The 18,457-nt window shown below is 69.3% G+C and carries 17 protein-coding genes and 1 pseudogene; 12 read left to right on the top strand and 6 right to left on the bottom strand.

What is annotated here, in order from left to right; translation table 11 throughout:
- The first annotated feature begins 204 nt into the window (after positions 1–204).
- Both E9536_RS00375 and E9536_RS00370 read left to right on the top strand, forming a co-directional pair.
- Positions 205–459, top strand: coding sequence for a DUF3562 domain-containing protein (locus E9536_RS00375; RefSeq protein WP_060085258.1), 255 nt, complete (start codon positions 205–207; stop codon positions 457–459).
- Between the two features lie 355 nt (positions 460–814).
- On the top strand, positions 815–2,614 hold the full coding sequence (locus E9536_RS00370) for a methyl-accepting chemotaxis protein (protein WP_027791571.1): 1,800 nt from the start codon (positions 815–817) through the stop codon (positions 2,612–2,614).
- Positions 2,615–2,673: 59 nt separating this feature from the next.
- Here E9536_RS00370 and E9536_RS00365 read toward each other — a convergent pair whose 3' ends face one another.
- Positions 2,674–3,711, bottom strand: a complete 1,038-nt coding sequence (locus E9536_RS00365; RefSeq protein WP_060372117.1) for a sigma-54 dependent transcriptional regulator — start codon at positions 3,709–3,711, stop codon at positions 2,674–2,676.
- A gap of 381 nt (positions 3,712–4,092) precedes the next feature.
- On the opposite strand from E9536_RS00365, the gene E9536_RS00360 reads away from it, so the two are divergent.
- The 4 genes and pseudogenes from E9536_RS00360 (at position 4,093) to E9536_RS00345 (ending at position 7,526) form a co-directional block, all read left to right on the top strand.
- Positions 4,093–6,084 (top strand): ATP-binding protein, encoded by a 1,992-nt coding sequence (locus E9536_RS00360; protein WP_136469067.1) that lies wholly within the window; start codon positions 4,093–4,095, stop codon positions 6,082–6,084.
- A gap of 15 nt (positions 6,085–6,099) precedes the next feature.
- Positions 6,100–6,230, top strand: a pseudogene (locus E9536_RS42620) (transporter); the annotation flags it as partial.
- Between the two features lie 89 nt (positions 6,231–6,319).
- On the top strand, positions 6,320–6,865 hold the full coding sequence (locus tag E9536_RS00350; protein ID WP_059694873.1) for a hypothetical protein: 546 nt from the start codon (positions 6,320–6,322) through the stop codon (positions 6,863–6,865).
- A gap of 49 nt (positions 6,866–6,914) precedes the next feature.
- Entirely contained in the window at positions 6,915–7,526 is a 612-nt protein-coding gene (locus E9536_RS00345; protein ID WP_136469066.1) for a DUF4142 domain-containing protein, read from the top strand.
- 12 nt (positions 7,527–7,538) lie between these two features.
- On the opposite strand, the gene E9536_RS00340 is transcribed toward E9536_RS00345, so the two are convergent.
- The 3 genes from E9536_RS00340 to E9536_RS00330 all read right to left on the bottom strand — a co-directional run bounded on the left by E9536_RS00340 (position 7,539) and on the right by E9536_RS00330 (position 9,125).
- On the bottom strand, positions 7,539–8,036 hold the full coding sequence (locus tag E9536_RS00340) for a PRC-barrel domain-containing protein (RefSeq protein WP_027791576.1): 498 nt from the start codon (positions 8,034–8,036) through the stop codon (positions 7,539–7,541).
- A gap of 57 nt (positions 8,037–8,093) precedes the next feature.
- Positions 8,094–8,525 (bottom strand): CBS domain-containing protein, encoded by a 432-nt coding sequence (locus tag E9536_RS00335; protein WP_027791577.1) that lies wholly within the window; start codon positions 8,523–8,525, stop codon positions 8,094–8,096.
- Between the two features lie 351 nt (positions 8,526–8,876).
- Positions 8,877–9,125, bottom strand: coding sequence for a hypothetical protein (locus tag E9536_RS00330; protein ID WP_060314823.1), 249 nt, complete (start codon positions 9,123–9,125; stop codon positions 8,877–8,879).
- Positions 9,126–9,266: 141 nt separating this feature from the next.
- Between E9536_RS00330 and E9536_RS00325 the strand changes: the two genes are divergently transcribed.
- The 5 genes from E9536_RS00325 to E9536_RS00305 all read left to right on the top strand — a co-directional run bounded on the left by E9536_RS00325 (position 9,267) and on the right by E9536_RS00305 (position 15,340).
- Complete coding sequence (locus E9536_RS00325) at positions 9,267–9,548, top strand: hypothetical protein (RefSeq protein WP_136469065.1); 282 nt, start codon at positions 9,267–9,269, stop codon at positions 9,546–9,548.
- Positions 9,549–9,854: 306 nt separating this feature from the next.
- A complete protein-coding gene (locus E9536_RS00320; RefSeq protein ID WP_060085522.1) occupies positions 9,855–10,166 on the top strand; it encodes a hypothetical protein in 312 nt (103 codons plus the stop codon).
- A gap of 203 nt (positions 10,167–10,369) precedes the next feature.
- Positions 10,370–11,251: a MipA/OmpV family protein gene (locus E9536_RS00315; protein WP_136469064.1), complete on the top strand. Its 882-nt coding sequence runs from the start codon at positions 10,370–10,372 to the stop codon at positions 11,249–11,251.
- A 97-nt stretch (positions 11,252–11,348) separates the two neighbouring features.
- Positions 11,349–13,043 (top strand): VRR-NUC domain-containing protein, encoded by a 1,695-nt coding sequence (locus tag E9536_RS00310; RefSeq protein WP_134257537.1) that lies wholly within the window; start codon positions 11,349–11,351, stop codon positions 13,041–13,043.
- The gene (locus tag E9536_RS00305; RefSeq protein ID WP_136469063.1) at positions 13,040–15,340 is read left to right on the top strand and encodes an ATP-dependent DNA helicase; all 2,301 of its coding nucleotides are present in this window, start codon (positions 13,040–13,042) and stop codon (positions 15,338–15,340) included. Before E9536_RS00310 ends, E9536_RS00305 begins: the two co-directional genes overlap by 4 nt.
- A 21-nt stretch (positions 15,341–15,361) precedes the next feature.
- Here E9536_RS00305 and E9536_RS00300 read toward each other — a convergent pair whose 3' ends face one another.
- Entirely contained in the window at positions 15,362–16,132 is a 771-nt protein-coding gene (locus E9536_RS00300) for an IclR family transcriptional regulator C-terminal domain-containing protein (RefSeq protein ID WP_060372116.1), read from the bottom strand.
- Positions 16,133–16,304: 172 nt separating this feature from the next.
- Between E9536_RS00300 and E9536_RS00295 the strand changes: the two genes are divergently transcribed.
- Entirely contained in the window at positions 16,305–16,916 is a 612-nt protein-coding gene (locus E9536_RS00295) for a hypothetical protein (RefSeq protein WP_027791584.1), read from the top strand.
- A gap of 96 nt (positions 16,917–17,012) precedes the next feature.
- On the opposite strand, the gene E9536_RS00290 is transcribed toward E9536_RS00295, so the two are convergent.
- Positions 17,013–18,314 (bottom strand): UDP-N-acetylglucosamine 1-carboxyvinyltransferase, encoded by a 1,302-nt coding sequence (locus E9536_RS00290; RefSeq protein ID WP_136469062.1) that lies wholly within the window; start codon positions 18,312–18,314, stop codon positions 17,013–17,015.
- Positions 18,315–18,457: the final 143 nt, after the last annotated feature.

Below are 18,457 nucleotides of genomic sequence, written 5' to 3'. Positions count from 1 at the left end.
GTGGCAGGTTTCCAGTCTCGTTCGCGGGCCGTTTGCGCCGCGAATCTTGCGCGGCCGGTTCGGGGACGGATCGGCACGACGGCACGCAACGTGCCGTTGATCGCGCGCAAACACGCGCCGGCGCATCGCACGCCGCGCGGCCGTTCAGTCTTTAAGCTTCCAGTACCTTCTTCTTTTCGTTCCTCGACCGTCAGGAGTCTGTCGATGTCCAAGGACAGTTTGCTCGATTCACTTAAGGAAGCCGCCAGGCAGCGCGCGATCGGTGCGGATCAGTTGCGTGCGATGCTCGACGACGAAGTGCGCGTATTGTCGTCCGACGCGCGGGTGCACGATTACATCCACGTGTTCGCGATCCGGCACCTGCGCGAACGGATGCGCCGGCAGGACGAGCTCGACAACGACACGCGGGCCGACGGGCCGCCCGCGGAAGCCGATCCACGGCCGGGCCATCGCCTGTGACGGGCGCGCGCCGCGACCGATGACACGGGCGCGGCGCGATCCGTCGCCGCGCCACTGCCGGGTTCCAATCGACACGCATGCATCCGTCGACCGAGAACCGGCCTGTCTCGACCTCCTTTTCGACGCCTCCTGCCCACGCTCGCAGGTACCGTCGTCGCGTCCCGGCGGCGTGAGCGCGCGTCGCAGGACCGCGCAGTCATCCTGACGATTCGCCGACGATCCGCTGACGATCGGCATTGCGTTTTGTCAGACGTTTCACTGAATTGTCACAGTGGCCTCAAGTAAGCGGCGCGATTGCCGTTTACCCGGTGAATTCGTCCACCGGGCGTTCGCGCTCCCTTACCGAGTCGTTGCCATGTTCTCGTCCATCCGCGCCCGCATTCTCGCCGCGTGCGTCGCCATCGTCGTATTCGCGCTCGTCGCCACCACGCTCATCAACTACTTCATCGCGCGCTCGTACAACGACGACGCGATCGACCGCAACCTGACCTCCGTCGCGAGCGGACACGTGGTCGGGATCGCCGACTGGGTCGCCACCCGGAGCCGGATGATCGCGTCGCTGCAGGATGCCGCGCTGACGCCCGATCCGCTGCCGGTGTTCAAGCAGATGGCCACGGCCGGCGGCTTCACGAACGTCTACGCGGGCTATGCCGACAAGGCGTTCCACTTCTCCGACCCGACCGGCATCCCGCCCGACTACGATCCGACCGGCCGCCCGTGGTACAAGCAGGCCGCGCAGGCCGGCAAGCCGGTCGTCACGCCGCCTTACGTCGATGCCGGCACGGGCAACCTCGTCGTCACGTTCGCGGTGCCGATCCTGCGTGACGGTACGCTGAAGGGCGTCGTCGCCGCCGACGTCGCGATGGACACCGTGATCGCGAACGTGAAGTCGATCCACCCGACGCCCGCAAGCTTCGGGATGTTGATCGACAGCAGCGGCCATGTGGTCGCGCACCCGGACCCGAAGCTCACGCTGAAGCCGGTCGCCGACGTGTCGCCCGAACTCGGCGCGACGAACGGCGCGACGATCGCGGCCGCGACCGCGCCGGTCGAGGTGAGCGTCGGCGGCGACGCGAAGCTGGTGCGCGCGCGCCCCGTGCCGGGCACCGACTGGTACGCGCTGGTGCTGCTCGACAAGTACGAGGCGACGGCCGGGATGCGCTCGCTGCTGACCGCTTCGCTGATCACGCTGCTCGTGATCGTCGGCGTCGCGTCGCTGATCATCGGCGCGATCACCGCGACTGCGTTCCGCCGCCTGTCGCAAGTGCGCCAGGCCATGGCCGCGATCGGCTCGGGCGCCGGCGACCTGACGCAGCGCCTGCCGGCCGACGGCCGTGACGAAGTGGCCGACATCGCACGCTCGTTCAACAGCTTCGTCGACAAGCTGAACGACGTGATGCGCGAGATCCGCGATGCGAGCGAATCGGTGCGCACGGCCGCGAACGAGATCGCGGCGGGCAACCAGGACCTGTCGTCGCGCACGGAATCGGCGGCGGCGAGCCTCGAGGAAACGGCCGCATCGATGGAAGAGATCACCGCGACCGTCGGCCAGTCGGCGGCAGCCGCCGGCCAGGCCGACGAACGCGCGGCAGCCGCGTCGCGGATCGCGTCGCACGGCGGTGTGGTGGTGTCGGACGTCGTCGCGACGATGGAGAAGATCGAGGAAGCGTCGGGCCGGATCGGCGACATCATCGGCGTGATCGACGGGATCGCGTTCCAGACCAACATCCTCGCGCTGAACGCGGCCGTCGAAGCGGCGCGCGCGGGCGAGCAGGGCCGCGGCTTCGCGGTGGTCGCCCAGGAAGTGCGCAGCCTCGCGCAGCGCAGCGCGCAGGCCGCGCGCGAAGTGAAGGTACTGGTCGAATCGACGGTCGCGAGCGTGTCGGCCGGGTCCGGGCAGGTGCGTCAGGCCGGCGATACGATGCGCGAGATCGTCTCCAACGTGTCGAACGTGACGACGATCATCTCCGAGATCACGCACGCGGCGAACGAGCAGACGCGCGGCATCCAGGAGGTGAATCGCGCCGTGACGCAGCTCGACGAAATGGTGCAGCAGAACGCGGCGCTCGTCGAACAGTCGACCGCCGCCGCGACCGCACTGCAGTCGCAGGCGAACGCGCTCGCGACCACGGTCGGGCGGTTCAAGGTCGCGTAATTCATGTTGCGCACCGCGCAACCGCGGCATGCGGTGCGCGGGCGACACGGCCGCGCCGCTCAGGTGCGGCCGTTGTCGCGCATCAGCGCGAGCCGGTTGTAGAGCGTTTTCAGGCTGATGCCGAGCGCTTTCGCGGCGCGCGGCTTGTTGCCGTCGAAGTGGCGCAGCGTCGCCGCGATGAAGCGCTGCTGCGCATGGTGCAACGTCGCGCCGAGCGGCAGCGCCATCGTGTCCTCCGACAGACGCTCGGGCGGCACCGCGGGCTTCGGCAGCGTGACGTCGATGCCTTCGTCCGACAGGATGTACGCGCGCTCGATCGTGTTGTGCAGCTCGCGGACGTTGCCGGGCCACGAATACGCGCGCAGTGCCGCGATCGCCGCGTCGGTCAGCCGCTTGTGCGCGCGGTGCCGCGCGTTGAGCGCGTCGACGAACTCCAGCGCGATCGTCTCGATGTCGCTGTCGCGCTGGCGCAGCGGCGGCACGTACAGCGCGAACGCGGCGAGGCGATAGAACAGGTCCTCGCGCAGCCGGCCGTCGCGCACGGCTTCGGCCGGGTTGTGGCGCGTGGCCGACACGATGCGCACGTCGAGCGGAATCGGCTCCGTGCCGCCCACCCGGACGATCGCATTCGATTCGAGCGCCCGCAGCAGCTTCACCTGCAGCGACGCGGGCATTTCCGCGATCTCGTCGAGCAGCAGCGTGCCGCCGCGCGCGGCTTCGAAGAAACCTTCCCGCTGCGCGATCGCGCCGGTAAAGCTGCCCTTCTCGTGCCCGAACAATTGCGATTCCGCGATATCGGGCGGAATCGCGCCGCAGTTCACGGGCACGAACGGGCCGTCGCGCCGGGCACTGAGATCGTGCAGCCGGCGCGCGACGATATCCTTGCCGACCCCGCTTTCGCCGGCAATCATCACGCTGGCGCGGGTCGGTGCAATTTTTTCGATGCGGCCGAGCAGCGTGCGCATCGCGGACGAGCGGCCCGACAAACGGCGGCCGTCTGCACGCTGCTTCGAACGGTTTGCGGTATCTCCCATCGGCATTAGCGGGTCGTTTTGAAAATCGGCATCACCCGTTCCGTTGATTGCAATATTTATCATCGACAGCGAAACGACCACGAAGGTGCCGAGGAATAGAAATTTCCAATGTGCGTGGCGGGGGCGGAAGAAACAGGCCATCGATTCACGGCACGAATCGCGGCACTTCCGAGGTTCAGGCGGACATCGGTGCTTTTTTACAGCGCTCCGATGAAAAAGACGGTCGCGACGCCTTGCGTCGATGCGTACCCCGATACCGGCCGGCGCCCGACCGGCCGCGGCCTTCGGAGCAGCCCGGCAGGCTGGCGCCGGCCGGCCGCCTGAAGCACGCATCGGGCATGTCGCTTGCGGGTGCCATCAGGCTCGCCCGGCACGCTCGACGGCAGGCTGGTCGACAAGCGGCATGACGCCGTGCGACGGGAGCCGGCGCGAGGCAAGGATGCAATGAGGACCCTGACCCGTGAGCTGTTACGGCAGGGTGCATGGGTCGTGCTGGCCGTCGGGCTGGCGTCCGCGCTGCAGGCGTGGACGGTTCGCGTCGTCGGCGGGCACGCGCCATTTGCGCCGCTGCCTTTCTATGCAGGCGTTGCGGCCGTCGCATGGCTGGCGTCGTTCGGCGGCGGCCTGGTCGCGGCCGCCGCGAGTGTGGCCGTGATCTCTGCGCTCTGGTGGCGCAACGCGCCGCTGGCCACGCTGCTCGAGCAGGCCGGCGCGTTCGTCGCGATCAGCTTCGTCGAGTGCGTGCTCGTGATGGCCGTGAAGCCGCTGCTCGCAAGCGATCGTCTCCGCGAATTCCATGACGACGGCGACGCCGGCGCTCGCGAGCCGCATGGCGAGCCTTCGCCGGCCGCGCGCGTGCCCGTACCCGACGACGGCCTGCTGCGCCGGGTGGTCGACGCGTCGCCCGACGCGATCGTCGGCGTCGATACCGCACACCGGATCACGAGCTGGAACCCGGCCGCGCGACGGATCTTCGGCATCGATGCGGCGCAGGCCGCCGGGCTCGACGTCGCCGAGTTGATCGCGCCGCGCTGGTTGCGGCGGCATCCGCTGTCCGGATCGTTCGCGACGCTACGTGCGCCGGTCGGTCCGTTCGACGTGCTCTGCGTGCGACGCGACGGCGGCCGCTTTCGTGCGACTTTCGCCGCGTCGCCGATCGTCGATGCGCGGGGCGATTGCACGGGGCTGTCGATGACGCTGCGCGACGCGCACGAACGGCGCCGCGGCGAACGGCGCAACATGCGCTCGCTGCGCGGTGCGCGCGACGCACGCGCACAGGCGGACGCGTCGAACCGGCTGAAGGACGAACTGCTGGCCACGGTGTCGCACGAACTGCGCACGCCGCTCAACGTGATCTACGGCTGGGTCGAGGTACTGCGCAACGTCGACGGCGACGGGCTCGCGCAACAGGCGGTCGACGCGATCGACCGCAGCGCGCGGTCGCTGTCGCACATGGTGGCCGACCTGCTCGACGCGTCGTCGCTCGCGACGGGCCGATTGCGCCTCGAGCGCGTGCCGGTCGATCTCGTGCGGATCGTGCGCGATGCCATGCGGGAACTCGACGCGACGGCGCAGGCGAACGGGCTCGACCTCTCGACGAAATACGAAATGGCGACCTGCGTGATTCCGGCGGATCGCGAGCGCGTGCGCCAGATCCTGTCGAACCTGCTGTCGAACGCGATCAAGTTCACGCCGTCCGGCGGCCGCGTCGTCGTGTCGCTGACCCGGGCGGGCGAGCGTGTGCGGCTGTCGGTCGCCGACACGGGGCAGGGTATTGCGCCGGAATACCTGCCGCATCTGTTCGAGACATTCAGCCGGCCCGAACGCGCATTCGCATCGCCGAGGCGCGGCCTTGGGCTCGGCCTGTCGATCGTGCGCAACATCGCGCAACTGCACGGCGGCGAAGTCGTCGCGACGAGCGCGGGCACCGGGCGCGGGACGACCGTCACGGTCACGCTGCCGACCCGGTGGGATGTCGACGATCCTGCCGAGGACCTGCTGCACGCGGCGGGCACGCCGGATACGGTGGCGCTCGACGGCCGGCGCGTGCTCGTCGTCGACGACGACGCGACCTCGCGCGCGAGCCTCGCCGCGGCACTCGAAACGATGGGCGCGCAGGTGTCGACCGCGCAATCGGGGCACGACGCACTCGAAGCGGTGGAACAGGATGCGCCGAACGTCGTGCTGTCGGATCTCGCGATGGCCGACGGCGACGGTTTCTGGCTGCTCGACCGCATCCGTCATTTGCCGGGCGGCAGCGGACATCTGCCCGTCGTCGCGGTCACGGCGCACGCCGGCAACGCCGACCGGCACCGCGTGATGGCCGCCGGCTTCGACGCGTATCTGTGCAAGCCGGTGGACATGCCGACGCTGGCGAGCGTGATCGCCGATGTCGCGCCGGATGCCGGGCACGATCGGAACCCGCATGACCGGTAGCGGCGGATAGCCGGGGCATCGGGCGATATCGACGTGCAGGTTCGCCATCGCGCGGCCGAACCGACGGGCAGCGTACCCGACGAGCGACAGCACACGACGTCGACGGCGTGAGCCGCGTGCTCGACAGGCGGCAGATCCGCCGGAAGCAACGTGAGGCACCGGCAAAGCACCGGGCCGGTCGCGCGCCGCGTGCGCGCGGCCCGGTCCGGTACTTTGCCGGGCAGGAGGGATCGACATGGACACCATCATTGCCGGCCGTTTTTCGACGCTCGAGCAGGCGCAACATTGCGCGGAGCAACTGCGCGGCCACCTCGTGCATCGGGACGACGTGAAAGTCTTCTTTCTCAATCCGCCCGGGCAGCACGCGCTGTTCTGGCTCGGCGGCGACGCGTATGCGGATTCCGCCGCGCGGCCGGGCGGGAAGGGCGCGCTGGCGGGTGTGGCGATCGGGGCGATTGCCGGGCTGGCCGGAGCCGCGCTGCTCCACGTGGGCGGATTCCATTCGCCGCATGCATGGGTCGGTGTGCCGCTGGTCGGTGGTTACGTCGGCGCGTTGTGCGGCGCGCTCGGCAAGATGCGCGGCGATGCGCCGGAGGGCCGCGGCGCGCTGCAGCAGTGCGAGAACGGTGTCGTGCTCGCCGCGCATGTGACGCGACGCACGAGGGTGTTCGCCGAGCGGACGATGCTCGCCGCCGGCGCGCTGTCGGTGGAACGAACCGAGGGGGCGTGGCGGCACGGCGCGTGGACCGATTTCTTCACGTCGTCCCGTCGCCCGGCGTGACGGGAGCCCGCGCAACCGGCCCGTGCCGTCGCGACACACGGAGGTCGAGATGAAAGCGAACCGAACCCGCCGGCCGGTGGCGATCGTGCTGGCCGCGACCGTCGGCCTGCTGGCCGCCGCGTTTCCGCCGGCCCAGGCGTCGCCCGCTTCGTCGGCGCAGGTCGGGCCCGGTGTGATCCGCCCCGGCACGACGGCCGACGAGGCCGGCATGACGCAGCGGCCGACCGGTATCGATGCCGAGTTCGTCGACAAGGCCGGCATGATCGGCAAGGTGGAGCGGCAGGCCAGCCAGCTCGCGCTCGACCGCTCGTCGAACCCGGACGTGAAGGCGTTCGCGCGCCGGATGCTCGACGATCATCGACGGATCGCCGGCGAATTGCAGCAACTCGGGGCGGCCAAGGGCCTGCCGGTGCAGTCGCGGATGCTCGTCGATCCGGCCGTCACGGCATTGAGAACCAGGGAGGGGCGTGCGTTCGACACGGCCTATGTCGCGCTGGCGGGCCCGCGCGCGCATGAAGCGGCGATCCGGCTCTACGAAGCAGAGGCACGGAACGGCCGCGATCCGCAGCTTCGCGCGTTCGCGGCCAACACGCTGCCGATGCTCAACGCGCATCTGGCAGCCGCTCGGCAACTCGAGCGGTCGGTGGCGGCCGCGCACTGACCGGCGATCGCGTTACCGCTTGCCGCCTTCCGGGCCTTCCGGCGACGCCTCGTACGGCGGCGAGTCGAGCGCCGTTTCGCCTTCCTCGATGAGCCAGTACGGCGAACTGCCGTAGTACGCGTGCAGCGCCTCGGCCCAGTCCGGATCGGCCATTGCCGGCCAGCGATTCCTGTCGAAGCCGGGGGCTTCGCGCACCCGTTCGGTGGCCACGGGCAGCACGAAGCATTGGCGCTCGACGTCGAGCACGAGTACGTTCCACGGCACCGCGAGCAGCTTGTCGCCGATCCCCGGCCGACCGCGTGACGAAACGACCGCATACGCGACGCGGCCGGAACGCACGTCGAGCATGATGTCGTCGACCTGGCCGATGTCGTCGCCGTCCATCGTCAGCACGCGATCGCCTTCGAGCGTGCGGGCGGCCATCACGTCGGGCCCCGGCCCGCCGCCGGCCGTGCGGCGGTCGTCGCCGACGATGCGCGTGGCGTCGCGCGACGGTCTGTCGGTTGTCATCGAACACCTCCTGGTCGAAGCGGCACCTGGGCGGGTCGCCGATATGAACGGCGCCGGTCAGCGCCGGCGCGGCAGCGACACGTCCTCGAGCGTATTGGCCAGTTCGTCGCGCTCGGGGCCGCCCGCGCGCGTCGCGATGTCGCCGAGCGACACCATGCCGACCAGCCGCCGGTGACGGTCGAGTACCGGCAATCGATGCAGCTGCACGTCGGCCATCCGCTGCTGGACGTCGCCGACACCGTCGTCCTCGACACACCATTGCACGGGCCTCGACGCAACCGCCTGCACCGGCGTATCGAACGAATGGCCGTGCGACAGCCCGCGCACTGCAAGGTCGCGGTCGGTCACGATCGCGACGAGTTCGTCACCGTCGCAAACGGGCAGTACGCCGATATCGAAGCGCCGCATCAGCTCGGCCGCGTGGCGAATCGTGTCGGTCGGCGCGACGCACACCACGTCGCGCGACATGATCTCGGTGACGCGATACATGAAGCCTCCTTCGTGAGCGGGACGATGTGCAAGCAGATGGCGTGCCGCGCGCGTACCGCAAACGCCGGGGCACACGCCGGGCCTCGACGGCCGTGCGACGGAGAAATTTGCCAGCCCGCTTGTACATCTTCCACGGCGCAAGCCGCGAACGGGCCGGACAGGGTGTCAGTGGCCGATGCCCGTCATCGCGACGATCACGAGCACCACTGCGCTTTCGATTGCCGCCAGCGCCGCGACGCCGGCGGCGCCGCTGATTTCATGCCATCTGCGTTCAAGGCGTTTCATCAGATCAACTCCGGATTGCTCCGGCGCACCGCTGCACCGCCGCGCAGCGCGAGCCGGGTGCCGCCGTCAGCCGTGATCGCGGGGCGGGGAAGGAACGTGCGGCGCGCGGCGTTCGTGCTCGCCGGACGGCCTGGCAGGGTCGATACGGGTCGCGCCGCCAACGGCGGGCGGGTCGCTGGCCGGAAACGTCTCCTCGAGTCCCTCGTCGATGCGCTCCTCCGTCTTGTCTTTCGACGGCGGGCGCGACGTGGCGAGCCAGAGCAGTCCGGCAGCCGGTGGCACGGCGTGGTGGCGGCCGGGGGCGTGAGCGGTCATGGTCGAACCTCCTTGATGGCGATTGAAGGCGCAAGCGCCGTGCCCGTCATGTATCGGCGGCACGGTGCTTGCGCGCCGGGGGCGGCGGACGGGGTGCGGCCACGAGGCACGCGCCGTCGGCGGGAACGAGAGGACAACGTGATGGATGCATCCAGGGAAAGGATACGTTACGACGCGAACGTGTGCGGCGGCGATTTCGGTCACGTGCGCGAGCGCTTCGACACGTGGAAACGCGAATCGCTGGTCTACCGGCCCGAGCGGCGCATGTTCGACGGCAAGGACGAGGTACGCGAACTGAACCGCACCGTCTACGACGGCCCGGAGCGCGCGCAGCGGGCGCTGTCCGACCCGTACGCGCTCGCGGTGCAGCTGACCGCGGAAGGACGCACGATGTGGCTGGTGATGGCGGCCTACGACGACTGAGCGAAGCCGTCGACGTTCGCGGCGCGACAGCAGGCATGCTGCTTGCGCGCTCGCCGCGCCATCGAAATGCGCACGCCGCCGCGCAGGAGCGACATGAATATGCCATCCATGCTGCACCGCCCCGAGCCGACGACTCCCGACGTCAACCCGGACCCGCCGCCGCCCGGACACGACGATCCGGTCGACCCGCCGGTGCCTGACGGGCTACCGCAGGGCGACCCGCCGTCGAACCCGCCGCCGATGCGGATGCCGGGCGGAAGCGGTGCACCGCGACCGGCCGCGCGAACCTTGAAAAGGAGGACCGTCATGGACATTCACGTGCAATCGCCAGACAAGCGCGCGATCGCTCAGGTGCTGGGCCGCTATTTCGAATCGCGTTCGCTGCGCTATCACATCGAGGAACTGCCGGGCGGCGTGCTGCAGATCGGCTATCGCGCCAGCGGCCGCCCGGCTGCCGTCACCGTGTCGTTCGACGATGCCGCGTACGACACCTATACGCACTGGGATGCGAGCCAGAAGCAGCTGGCGCTCGGTCGGCTCGCCGACGGCTTCTCGCGGATGATGTCGTCACGCAGCCCGGCCGCGCTGGCCGGTGACTATCACGTCGAACGATTCTGATTCGTCCCTGCCACGCCGCTCGATCCCCATGCAGGGCAAAGTGCCCGCGCGCAGCGGGCGCTTTGCGTCTGCGTGCGCGTCGCGTAGGATGTCCGTTAATTCAGCACACGCTACGTTCGCGCCGCAGCCTGGCAGCCGCTGCGGCCGAAGAGGCGCGATGCGCTTTCCTTCAGGTTCGTTTCGCGCAACCGACGGAGACCACCTTGGCCACAGTTGCTCGCCTGTTGCTGTCACCCGGCGCACGCCGGTTCGTTTCCGGCCTGTCGGCGTGCGCGGCGCTTGCCGCGGCCGGCACCCGCGATGCGTCGGCCCAGACGCCTTCGCCGCTCGGCGAGTGGCAATACTCGGCGGGTGTGCCGCTCGAAAAACTGTTCGACCCGAACATTTCCACGTGGAATATCAGCGTGGGCGCCGCGATGACGCTGCAGCCGCGCTATGCGGGCTCCGACCGCTATCGCGTGATGGGCGGCCCGAACCTCGACATCCGCTATCGCGACCTGTTCTTCCTGTCGACGGGCGAGGGGCTCGGCGCGAACGTGCTGCGCGGGCCGAACTGGCGCGTGAGCCTGTCCGTCGGTTACGACCTCGGGCGCCGCTCGGCCGACGATATCCAGCACCTGAACGGCCTCGACAACATCAACGCGGCGCCGGTGATGAAACTGGCGGCCGATTACGTGATCTCGAAGGAGTTTCCACTCGTGCTGCGCGCGGATATCCGGCGCAGCATCGGCGGCTCGAACGGCTGGGTCGGCGATTTCTCCGCGTACATGCCGCTGCCGGGCAGCAACGAGCATTTCTTCTGGTTCGCGGGGCCGACCGTGTCGTTCGCCGATTCGCGCTACATGAACAGCTGGTTCGGCGTGAACCAGGCGGCCGCCGCGCGTTCGGGGCTGCCGGCGTATTCGTCGGGGGCCGGGATCAAGTCATACGGTGCGGGCGTGACCATGGCCTGGTTCGTGAACAAGCACTGGTTCATCACGATCGACGGCGCGATCGAGCAGCTCGTCGGCCGCGCCGCGCGCAGCCCGATCACGCAGCAGTCGACCAACGGCGTATTCGACATGTCGGTGAATTACCAGTTCTGAGCGCGGCCGGGCAGCAAGCGAGGCGTTCGGGGCAGCGGCATTTCCCGTCACATTTGATATGATTCCGACCTGTACAAATGTACAGTGATCAATCCCCGTGACGCCTGCTTCGCCGACGCCCCCGGCGTTTTACTACCTGACCAATTTCGAACGCGCGCTGGCCTGGCTCGGCGCGCGTTACGACGACCTGTTCGATGCGCACGAGCACGCGTTCGTCCGGCAGTTCGCCGCGCTGCCGCAGGCGTCGCGCGCGCTGCTCGTCCGGATGCTGATGCGCAACGGGTCCGATTTCCGCGCGAGCAAGCTCGTGTACGACGAAATCGGCTGCGCGCTCGACGCGGCCGCGCCGCTCGTCGAACTCGGCTGGGTCGATCCGGCCCCCGCGCTGACGCTCGACGAACTGTTCGCACTGTCGACCAAAGCCGATCTGCTGCGTATCTTCCCGGCACTCGCCGCGCATGCGGGTGAGCGCAAGCCCGAGTGGCTCGAACGGCTGCGGCCCGCGCACGACATCGCGCAACCGCTCGACGCGTGGTGCGCGCAGGCCGGCGACCGCGTGCTGCGTGTGACGGTCGGCGCGCTGTGCGACCGGCTGCGCCTGATGTTCTTCGGCAATCTCCACCAGGACTGGAGCGAATTCGTGCTCGCCGATCTCGGCGTGTTCCAGTACGAAAGCGTGCCGATCGCGCCGTCGTCGCGCGCGTTCCAGCAGCGCGGCGACGTCGACGCGTATCTCGCGCTGCAGACGTGCCGCGATGCGCTCGACGCATGGCCCGACGATCTGCCGTTCGACGACCTGGTGCACGCGATCGACGCGGTCGGCTGCGCGCAGCCCTGGCTCGCGACGCGTCGCGCGAAGCTGCTGTTCGCACTCGGGCAGACGTGCGAGCGCCGGGCCGACTGGGCCGGCGCGCTCGACGCGTATGTGCGCAGCGCCTGGCCCGGCAGCCGCCATCGGCGCATCCGCGTGCTCGAACGCTGCGGGCGTGACGACGATGCGCTCGCGCTGGCGCTCGAGGCGCGCGGCGGTTTCGAGAGCGACGAGGAGCGCCAGCGTGTCGAGCGCATGCTGCCGCGCCTGCAGCGCCGGCTCGGCCGGCGCGTCGAACGCGCGGCCCCGGCGGCGGACGTGCCGCGCGAAACGCTCGTGCTCGCGCGCCCCGATGCGTTTGTCAGTGTCGAATTCGCGGTGCGCGACCATCTCGCGCAACCGGCTGCGCCGGTCCATTACGTCGAAAACACGCTGATCAATTCGCTGTTCGGGCTGCTGTGCTGGGAACCCGTGTTCGCCGCGGTACCCGGCGCGTTCTTCCATCCGTTCCAGCGCGGCCCGGCCGACCTGCACGCGCCCGATTTCGCCGCGCGCCGTGCTGACGCATTCGCCGCGTGCTTTGCGCAACTCGATTCGGGCGCTTATCGCGAGACGATTCGCCGGCATTTCGCGACGAAGGCGGGGCTGCAATCCCCGTTCGTGTTCTGGGGCGTGCTGAGCGACGCACTGCTCGACGAGGCGCTTGCGTGCCTGCCGCCGGAGCATCTGCGGCTGTGGTTCACGCGCCTGCTCGCGGATATCCGCAGCAACCGTTCGGGGCTGCCCGATCTCGTCCGCTTCTGGCCCGGCGAGCGCCGCTACGAACTCGTCGAGGTGAAAGGCCCCGGCGACCGCCTGCAGGACAACCAGACGCGCTGGCTCGCATACTGCGTCGCGCACGGCATTCCGGTGCGCGTGATCGATGTCGAATGGGCCGGCGCGGACGTCGTGCCCGTCGAAGCGGCGGGCCTGTCCGCATGAGCTACGTCGTCGCGGTGCGGGCGATGTGCGAGTTCACCGCGCGGCGCGGCGATCTCGACCTGCGCTTCACGCCCGCGCCCACCGCGCTCGAAGGCATCGCCGGCCACGGCGCGGTCACGTCGAACCGCGGTGCTCGCTACGAAACCGAGATCGCGCTAACGGGCACGTGGGGCACGCTCACCGTGCGCGGCCGCGCGGACGGCTACGATCCGGCGGCGAACCGCCTCGAGGAAATCAAGACCTTCCGCGGCAGCCTCGACGCGATGCCCGCCAACCACCGCGCACTGCACTGGGCGCAGGCGAAGGTCTACGCGCACCTGATGTGCGACGCGCGCGGCCTCCGGGAAATCGACGTCGCGCTCGTCTATTTCGACATCGTGTCCGAGCGCGAGACGGTGCTGACGCAAACGCTGGGGGCGGCAGAACTCGCGGCGTTCTTCGCCGAGCAGTGCGCGTGCTTCGTCGGCTGGGCCGAACGCGAGACGGCGCACCGCGCGGCGCGTGACGCGGCGCTGCGCGCGCTCGCGTTTCCGCACGGGCAGTTCCGCAGCGGTCAGCGCGAGCTGGCAGTGGCCGTCTATCGCGCGGCCCGCGACGATCGTTGCCTGATGGCGCAGGCGCCGACCGGCATCGGCAAGACGCTCGGCACCGTGTTTCCGCTGCTGAAGGCCTGCGGCGAGGGCGAGCTCGACCACGTGTACTTCCTGACCGCGAAAACGCCCGGCCGCGCGCTCGCGCTCGAAGCGGCGGCGACGCTCGGCGCCGGCACGCCCGCGCTGCCGCTGCGCGTGCTGGAACTCGTTGCGCGCGACAAGGCGTGCGAGCATCCCGACAGTGCGTGCCACGGCGAGTCGTGCCCGCTCGCGAAGGGTTTCTACGACCGGCTGCCGGCCGCGCGCGACGCGGCGATCGAGGCCGGGCTGCTCGACCGCGACACCGTGCGCGCGGCCGCGCTCGCGCACGACGTCTGCCCGTATTACCTGTCGCAGGAGCTCGCGCGCTGGTCCGACATGGTGATCGGCGACTACAACTACTACTACGACGGCAGCGCGATGCTGCACACGCTCGCGCAGCAGAACCAGTGGCGCGTCGGCGTGCTCGTCGACGAAGCGCACAACCTGCTCGATCGTGCGCGCAAGATGTACAGCGCATCGCTCGATCCGTTCGCATTCGCGGCCGCGCGCGAGGCCGCACCCGCCGTGCTGCGCAAGGCCTTCGACCGGCTCGCCCGCGCGTGGGGCACGGTCAACCGCGCGCAGGCCGAGCGTTATGCCGCGTATCCGGAGATACCGGGCCCGATCGTGTCGGCGTTGCAGAACCTCGTCGCGGCGGTCGGCGAGCACCTGGCCGACGCGCCGCGCGCGAACGGCGACGCGCTGCTGCGGTTTCATTTCGAGGCGATCCAGTTCGGCGTGCTTGCCGAAGCGTTCGACAGTGCGTCGATCTTCGACGCGACGCTGCACGGCGAACCGATGCCGCGCCAGCCGGCGCTCGACGGCGTTGCGTCGGCCGGCCGCCGGCGCCGCGTCCAGTCGACGCTGTGCGTGCGCAACGTGATTCCGGCCGGCTTTCTCGCGCCGCGCTACGAAGCCGCGTGCGCGACCGTGCTTTTCTCGGGCACGCTGAGTCCGTTTCATTTCTACCGCGACACGCTCGGGTTGCCCGGCGACACGGGCTGGCTCGACGTCGACGGGCCGTTCCGCGCCGAGCAGCTGACGGTGCGCGTCGCGAGCCACGTGTCGACCCGCTGGCGCGACCGCGACCGGTCGCTCGAACCGATCGTGGACCTGATCGCCGCGCAATATGCGACGCGGCCCGGCAACTACCTCGGGTTCCTGAGCAGCTTCGACTATCTGGGGCGCGTGGTCGCGCTGATGCAGGCACGGCACCCGGACGTGCCCGTCTGGGCGCAGGCGCCCGGCATGACCGAAGGCGAGCGCGACGCGTTTCTCGCGCGCTTCGACGCGGGCGGGCGCGGCGTCGGCTTCGCGGTGCTGGGCGGGGCGTTCTCGGAAGGCGTGGACCTGGTCGGCGAGCGGCTGATCGGCGCGTTCATCGCGACGCTCGGGCTGCCGCAGGTCAACGACGTCAACGAGCAGATGCGGCGTGCGATGGACGCACGCTTCGGCAACGGCTACGACTACATGTACCTGTATCCGGGCTTGCAGAAGGTCGTGCAGGCGGCCGGGCGCGTGATCCGCACCGAGCACGACGAAGGCGTCGTGCATCTGATCGACGACCGCTACCGGCGGCGGGAGGTGCGCGATCTGCTGCCGCGGTGGTGGCGGATCAAGTGACGGGGGCGCTCCGACGCGTCGCTACAGCACGTTGAGCATCGCGAGCGCGGTTTCCTGCAGGTGCGGCAGGACGCGCCGCACGGCCGCGTCGGTCGTCTCCGCGCCGATCGGCATGTTCGTGCTCAGCGCGGCGACCACTTCGCCGTGACGGTTCTTCAGCGGCACCGCGATGCCGCGCACGCCGACCTGCAATTGCTGTTCGATCGCCGCGAAACCGGCGTCGCGTGCCTGGTCGACCTGTTCGAGCAGGCGCGCCTTGTTGGTGACCGTGTGCGGCGTGAACGGCGGCAGTTCGGTGTCGTCGAGCCACGCGCGCACGGCTTCGCGATCGGGATGATGGGCGAGCAGCACGACGCCCGGCGACGTGAGCGGCGCCGGCACGCGCGCGCCGAGCACGAAGCCGGTCGTCATCACGCGCGACACGCCGTTGCGCGCGATGAACACGAGCTCCCAGCCGTCGAGCACGCTTACGTACGCCGATTCGTTCAGCGACGCGCTCAGTTGCTGCAGATAGGGCTGGACCGTGCGCGGCAGGCGTGCCGAATCGAAGTACGACCAGCCGACCCGCAGCACGCGCGGCGTGAGGCCGTACAGCTTGCCGTCGGTGTACACATAGCCGAGCGATTCGAGCGTCAGCAGGTACCGCCGCGCGGCCGTGCGCGTGAGGCCGGTGCGCGCGGCGGCCTGGGTGGGTGTCATGCGCGCGTGCTGGCTGTCGAATGCCTCGAGGATCGCCAGGCCTTTTTCGAGGCCGGCAATCCAGTCGCGTCGGTCGAGTTCGGGCTTTTTCATCGTCGGAAGGTGGCGTCCCGGTGCGCGGCAATCGCGCATGAGTGGGCGATTATCGCGCGAATCGGATCTGCCGCGATGTATCGCCGGGCTTGCATGCGCCGGCGCTGGGTGCGTGCCCCGAGCCCGGAACATGCCCGTCGGTTAGAATCGCCGCCTCAACTGGACCACAACAATGAAAATTCGCGAATCCGTGTTGGCCGTGCTCGTCGCGGCCGTGCCGCTGCTTGCCGCGGCGAATCCTTCGTCCGGTACGTCGCTCCCGAAGCCGGCCGTCGACGTGCGTGCCTGGCCGCGCATGACGTCGCCGAAGTTCGGCTGCTACGTCGAATCGACCTTCGGCTACCGTGACAAGCGCTTCAATTGCGCATTGAAGAAGTACCGGAATACCGGCGATGCGTGCGGGAACACGAAGGCCTACTACGAAGGCCCGGTGTTCCCCGACCGGCTCGCGGCCAGCGTGCATCCGCTCGCGACGAAGGTCGAACTGGACTGGGAGCACGGCGACCTGCAGATGGTCACCGTCACGCTCAAGGGAACCTGGAACGAAGCGGACGTGCGCAAGGCGTTCGGGCTGCCGCGCGCGGAAGCGCGCAAGCTGACCGACGCGGAGTTGCGCTCGGCGCCGGGCAACCTGATGGACACGAGCGTCCAGTATCCGTCGTCCCCGCTCGACGAAAGCCTGGCGAAGCGCCCGAGCAACCCGGCGCGCGGGACGACGGCCGTGATGCTCTACGGGTTCGACCACATGGGCGCCGGCGATGCCGATTGCGGGGGCGGCGAGTAACGGGGGGAGGGACGGGAGAAGGCGGCTGACACAGCCGCCGACCGGGTGCGGGTGGCGGTACGGCGCTCGTGTGGCGTGCGCCGTACCTTCAGGGTCTTACTCGCTGCTCGTCCATTCGACGTTCGCGCCGACCGAGCGCAGGTTCTCGACGAAATGCGGATGCGCGCGGCGGATCGGCAGTGCGTTCATGATTTCCGAGCGGCCTTCGATGCTCGCGGCCACCATCAGCAGCGCGATCGCGACGCGGATGATGTACGGGCTCTCGACGCGGGCCGGCGTCAGCTGCAGCCCGCCGAACGTGATCAGCCGGTGCGGATCGGACAGCAGCACGTGCGCGCCGAACTTCGACAGTTCGCCGGACCAGCCGAGCGCACCGTCGTAGACCTTGTTCCAGAACATCGCGCTGCCTTCCGCGCGCACGCCGAGCGCGATGAAGATCGGCAGCAGGTCGACCGGCAGGTACGGCCACGGCGCGGCTTCGACCTTGGTGAGGATGTTCTGCGTGAACGGCCGGCGCACACGCAGCGGGCCGTCGCGTTCCGCGCGCGACCAGCCGTCGCGGTGCGTGACGTTGACGCCGAACTTCGCGAACGTGCGGTCGATCAGCGGGAAGTGTTCGGGCGACGAGTTGCGTACCGTGATGTCGCCGCCCGTGATCGCGCCGAGCGCGAGGAACGTCGCGATTTCGTGGAAATCCTCGGCGAAGCGGAATTCGCCGCCGCCGAGCTTGCGGCCGCCCGTCACGCAGAGCCGCGACGTGCCGATCCCCTCGACCGCGACGCCGATCATCGCGAGGAACTGGCAGAACTCCTGCACGTGCGGCTCGGACGCGGCATTCATCAGCGTCGACGTGCCGTTCGCTGTCGTCGCGCACAGCGCGAAGTTTTCGGTGGTCGTCACCGACGCGTAGTCGAGCCAGTGATCGTTGGCCGTCAGCGGGCCGTCGGTGCGGACGATCAGCGAATCGGGCGTGCGCTCGATGTGCGCGCCGAAGCGCTCGAACACCTCGACGTGCGGATCGATCTCGCGCACGCCGAGCGTGCAGCCCTTCACGTCGTTCTCGAGGCGCGCGACGCCGAAGCGCGCGAGCAGCGGCGGGATCAGCATGATCGACGAGCGCATCGCTTCCGGCAGCCGATGGACGGCCGGATCGAATTTCGTGTCGCGATGGTGGAGTTCGAGCAGGCCCGTCGTGAAGTCGACCGACACGTCGCTGCCGAGCGTGCGGAAGATGTCGAGGATCTTGCGCACGTCGGTGATGTCCGGCACGCCGATGAGGCGCAACGGCTGGTCGGTCAACAGGGTGGCGCACAGGATCGGCAGGACGGCGTTCTTGTTCGCGGACGGCTTGATGTCCCCGCGCAGCGGAGTGCCGCCGTGGACGATGAGATTCGACATGATATGGGGGCGTATCGGTGACTGACGTAGGCCCATATGATGCCATTGGTCGGCGGGCGGCGTGGAATGTTCAGAGGGGAAAAGGGCGAATCGGCGCGTATAACTGACAGTGTTTGACGTCGCGCGCGACGCACCGAGGCCGT

The organism is Burkholderia sp. LS-044 (assembly GCF_004803625.1).
Taxonomy (GTDB): domain Bacteria; phylum Pseudomonadota; class Gammaproteobacteria; order Burkholderiales; family Burkholderiaceae; genus Burkholderia; species Burkholderia cepacia.
This window is presented reverse-complemented; position numbering and strand designations above follow the sequence as displayed.

What these genes read in the sequence shown, in the direction of transcription:
- E9536_RS00375 (WP_060085258.1), top strand. Translation starts at nt 205, where the DNA reads ATGTCCAAGGACAGTTTGCTCGATTCACTTAAGGAAGCCGCCAGGCAG.
- E9536_RS00370 (WP_027791571.1), top strand. Translation starts at nt 815, where the DNA reads ATGTTCTCGTCCATCCGCGCCCGCATTCTCGCCGCGTGCGTCGCCATC.
- E9536_RS00365 (WP_060372117.1), bottom strand. Translation starts at nt 3,711, where the DNA reads ATGATAAATATTGCAATCAACGGAACGGGTGATGCCGATTTTCAAAAC.
- E9536_RS00360 (WP_136469067.1), top strand. Translation starts at nt 4,093, where the DNA reads ATGAGGACCCTGACCCGTGAGCTGTTACGGCAGGGTGCATGGGTCGTG.
- E9536_RS00350 (WP_059694873.1), top strand. Translation starts at nt 6,320, where the DNA reads ATGGACACCATCATTGCCGGCCGTTTTTCGACGCTCGAGCAGGCGCAA.
- E9536_RS00345 (WP_136469066.1), top strand. Translation starts at nt 6,915, where the DNA reads ATGAAAGCGAACCGAACCCGCCGGCCGGTGGCGATCGTGCTGGCCGCG.
- E9536_RS00340 (WP_027791576.1), bottom strand. Translation starts at nt 8,036, where the DNA reads ATGACAACCGACAGACCGTCGCGCGACGCCACGCGCATCGTCGGCGAC.
- E9536_RS00335 (WP_027791577.1), bottom strand. Translation starts at nt 8,525, where the DNA reads ATGTATCGCGTCACCGAGATCATGTCGCGCGACGTGGTGTGCGTCGCG.
- E9536_RS00330 (WP_060314823.1), bottom strand. Translation starts at nt 9,125, where the DNA reads ATGACCGCTCACGCCCCCGGCCGCCACCACGCCGTGCCACCGGCTGCC.
- E9536_RS00325 (WP_136469065.1), top strand. Translation starts at nt 9,267, where the DNA reads ATGGATGCATCCAGGGAAAGGATACGTTACGACGCGAACGTGTGCGGC.
- E9536_RS00320 (WP_060085522.1), top strand. Translation starts at nt 9,855, where the DNA reads ATGGACATTCACGTGCAATCGCCAGACAAGCGCGCGATCGCTCAGGTG.
- E9536_RS00305 (WP_136469063.1), top strand. Translation starts at nt 13,040, where the DNA reads ATGAGCTACGTCGTCGCGGTGCGGGCGATGTGCGAGTTCACCGCGCGG.
- E9536_RS00300 (WP_060372116.1), bottom strand. Translation starts at nt 16,132, where the DNA reads ATGAAAAAGCCCGAACTCGACCGACGCGACTGGATTGCCGGCCTCGAA.
- E9536_RS00295 (WP_027791584.1), top strand. Translation starts at nt 16,305, where the DNA reads ATGAAAATTCGCGAATCCGTGTTGGCCGTGCTCGTCGCGGCCGTGCCG.
- E9536_RS00290 (WP_136469062.1), bottom strand. Translation starts at nt 18,314, where the DNA reads ATGTCGAATCTCATCGTCCACGGCGGCACTCCGCTGCGCGGGGACATC.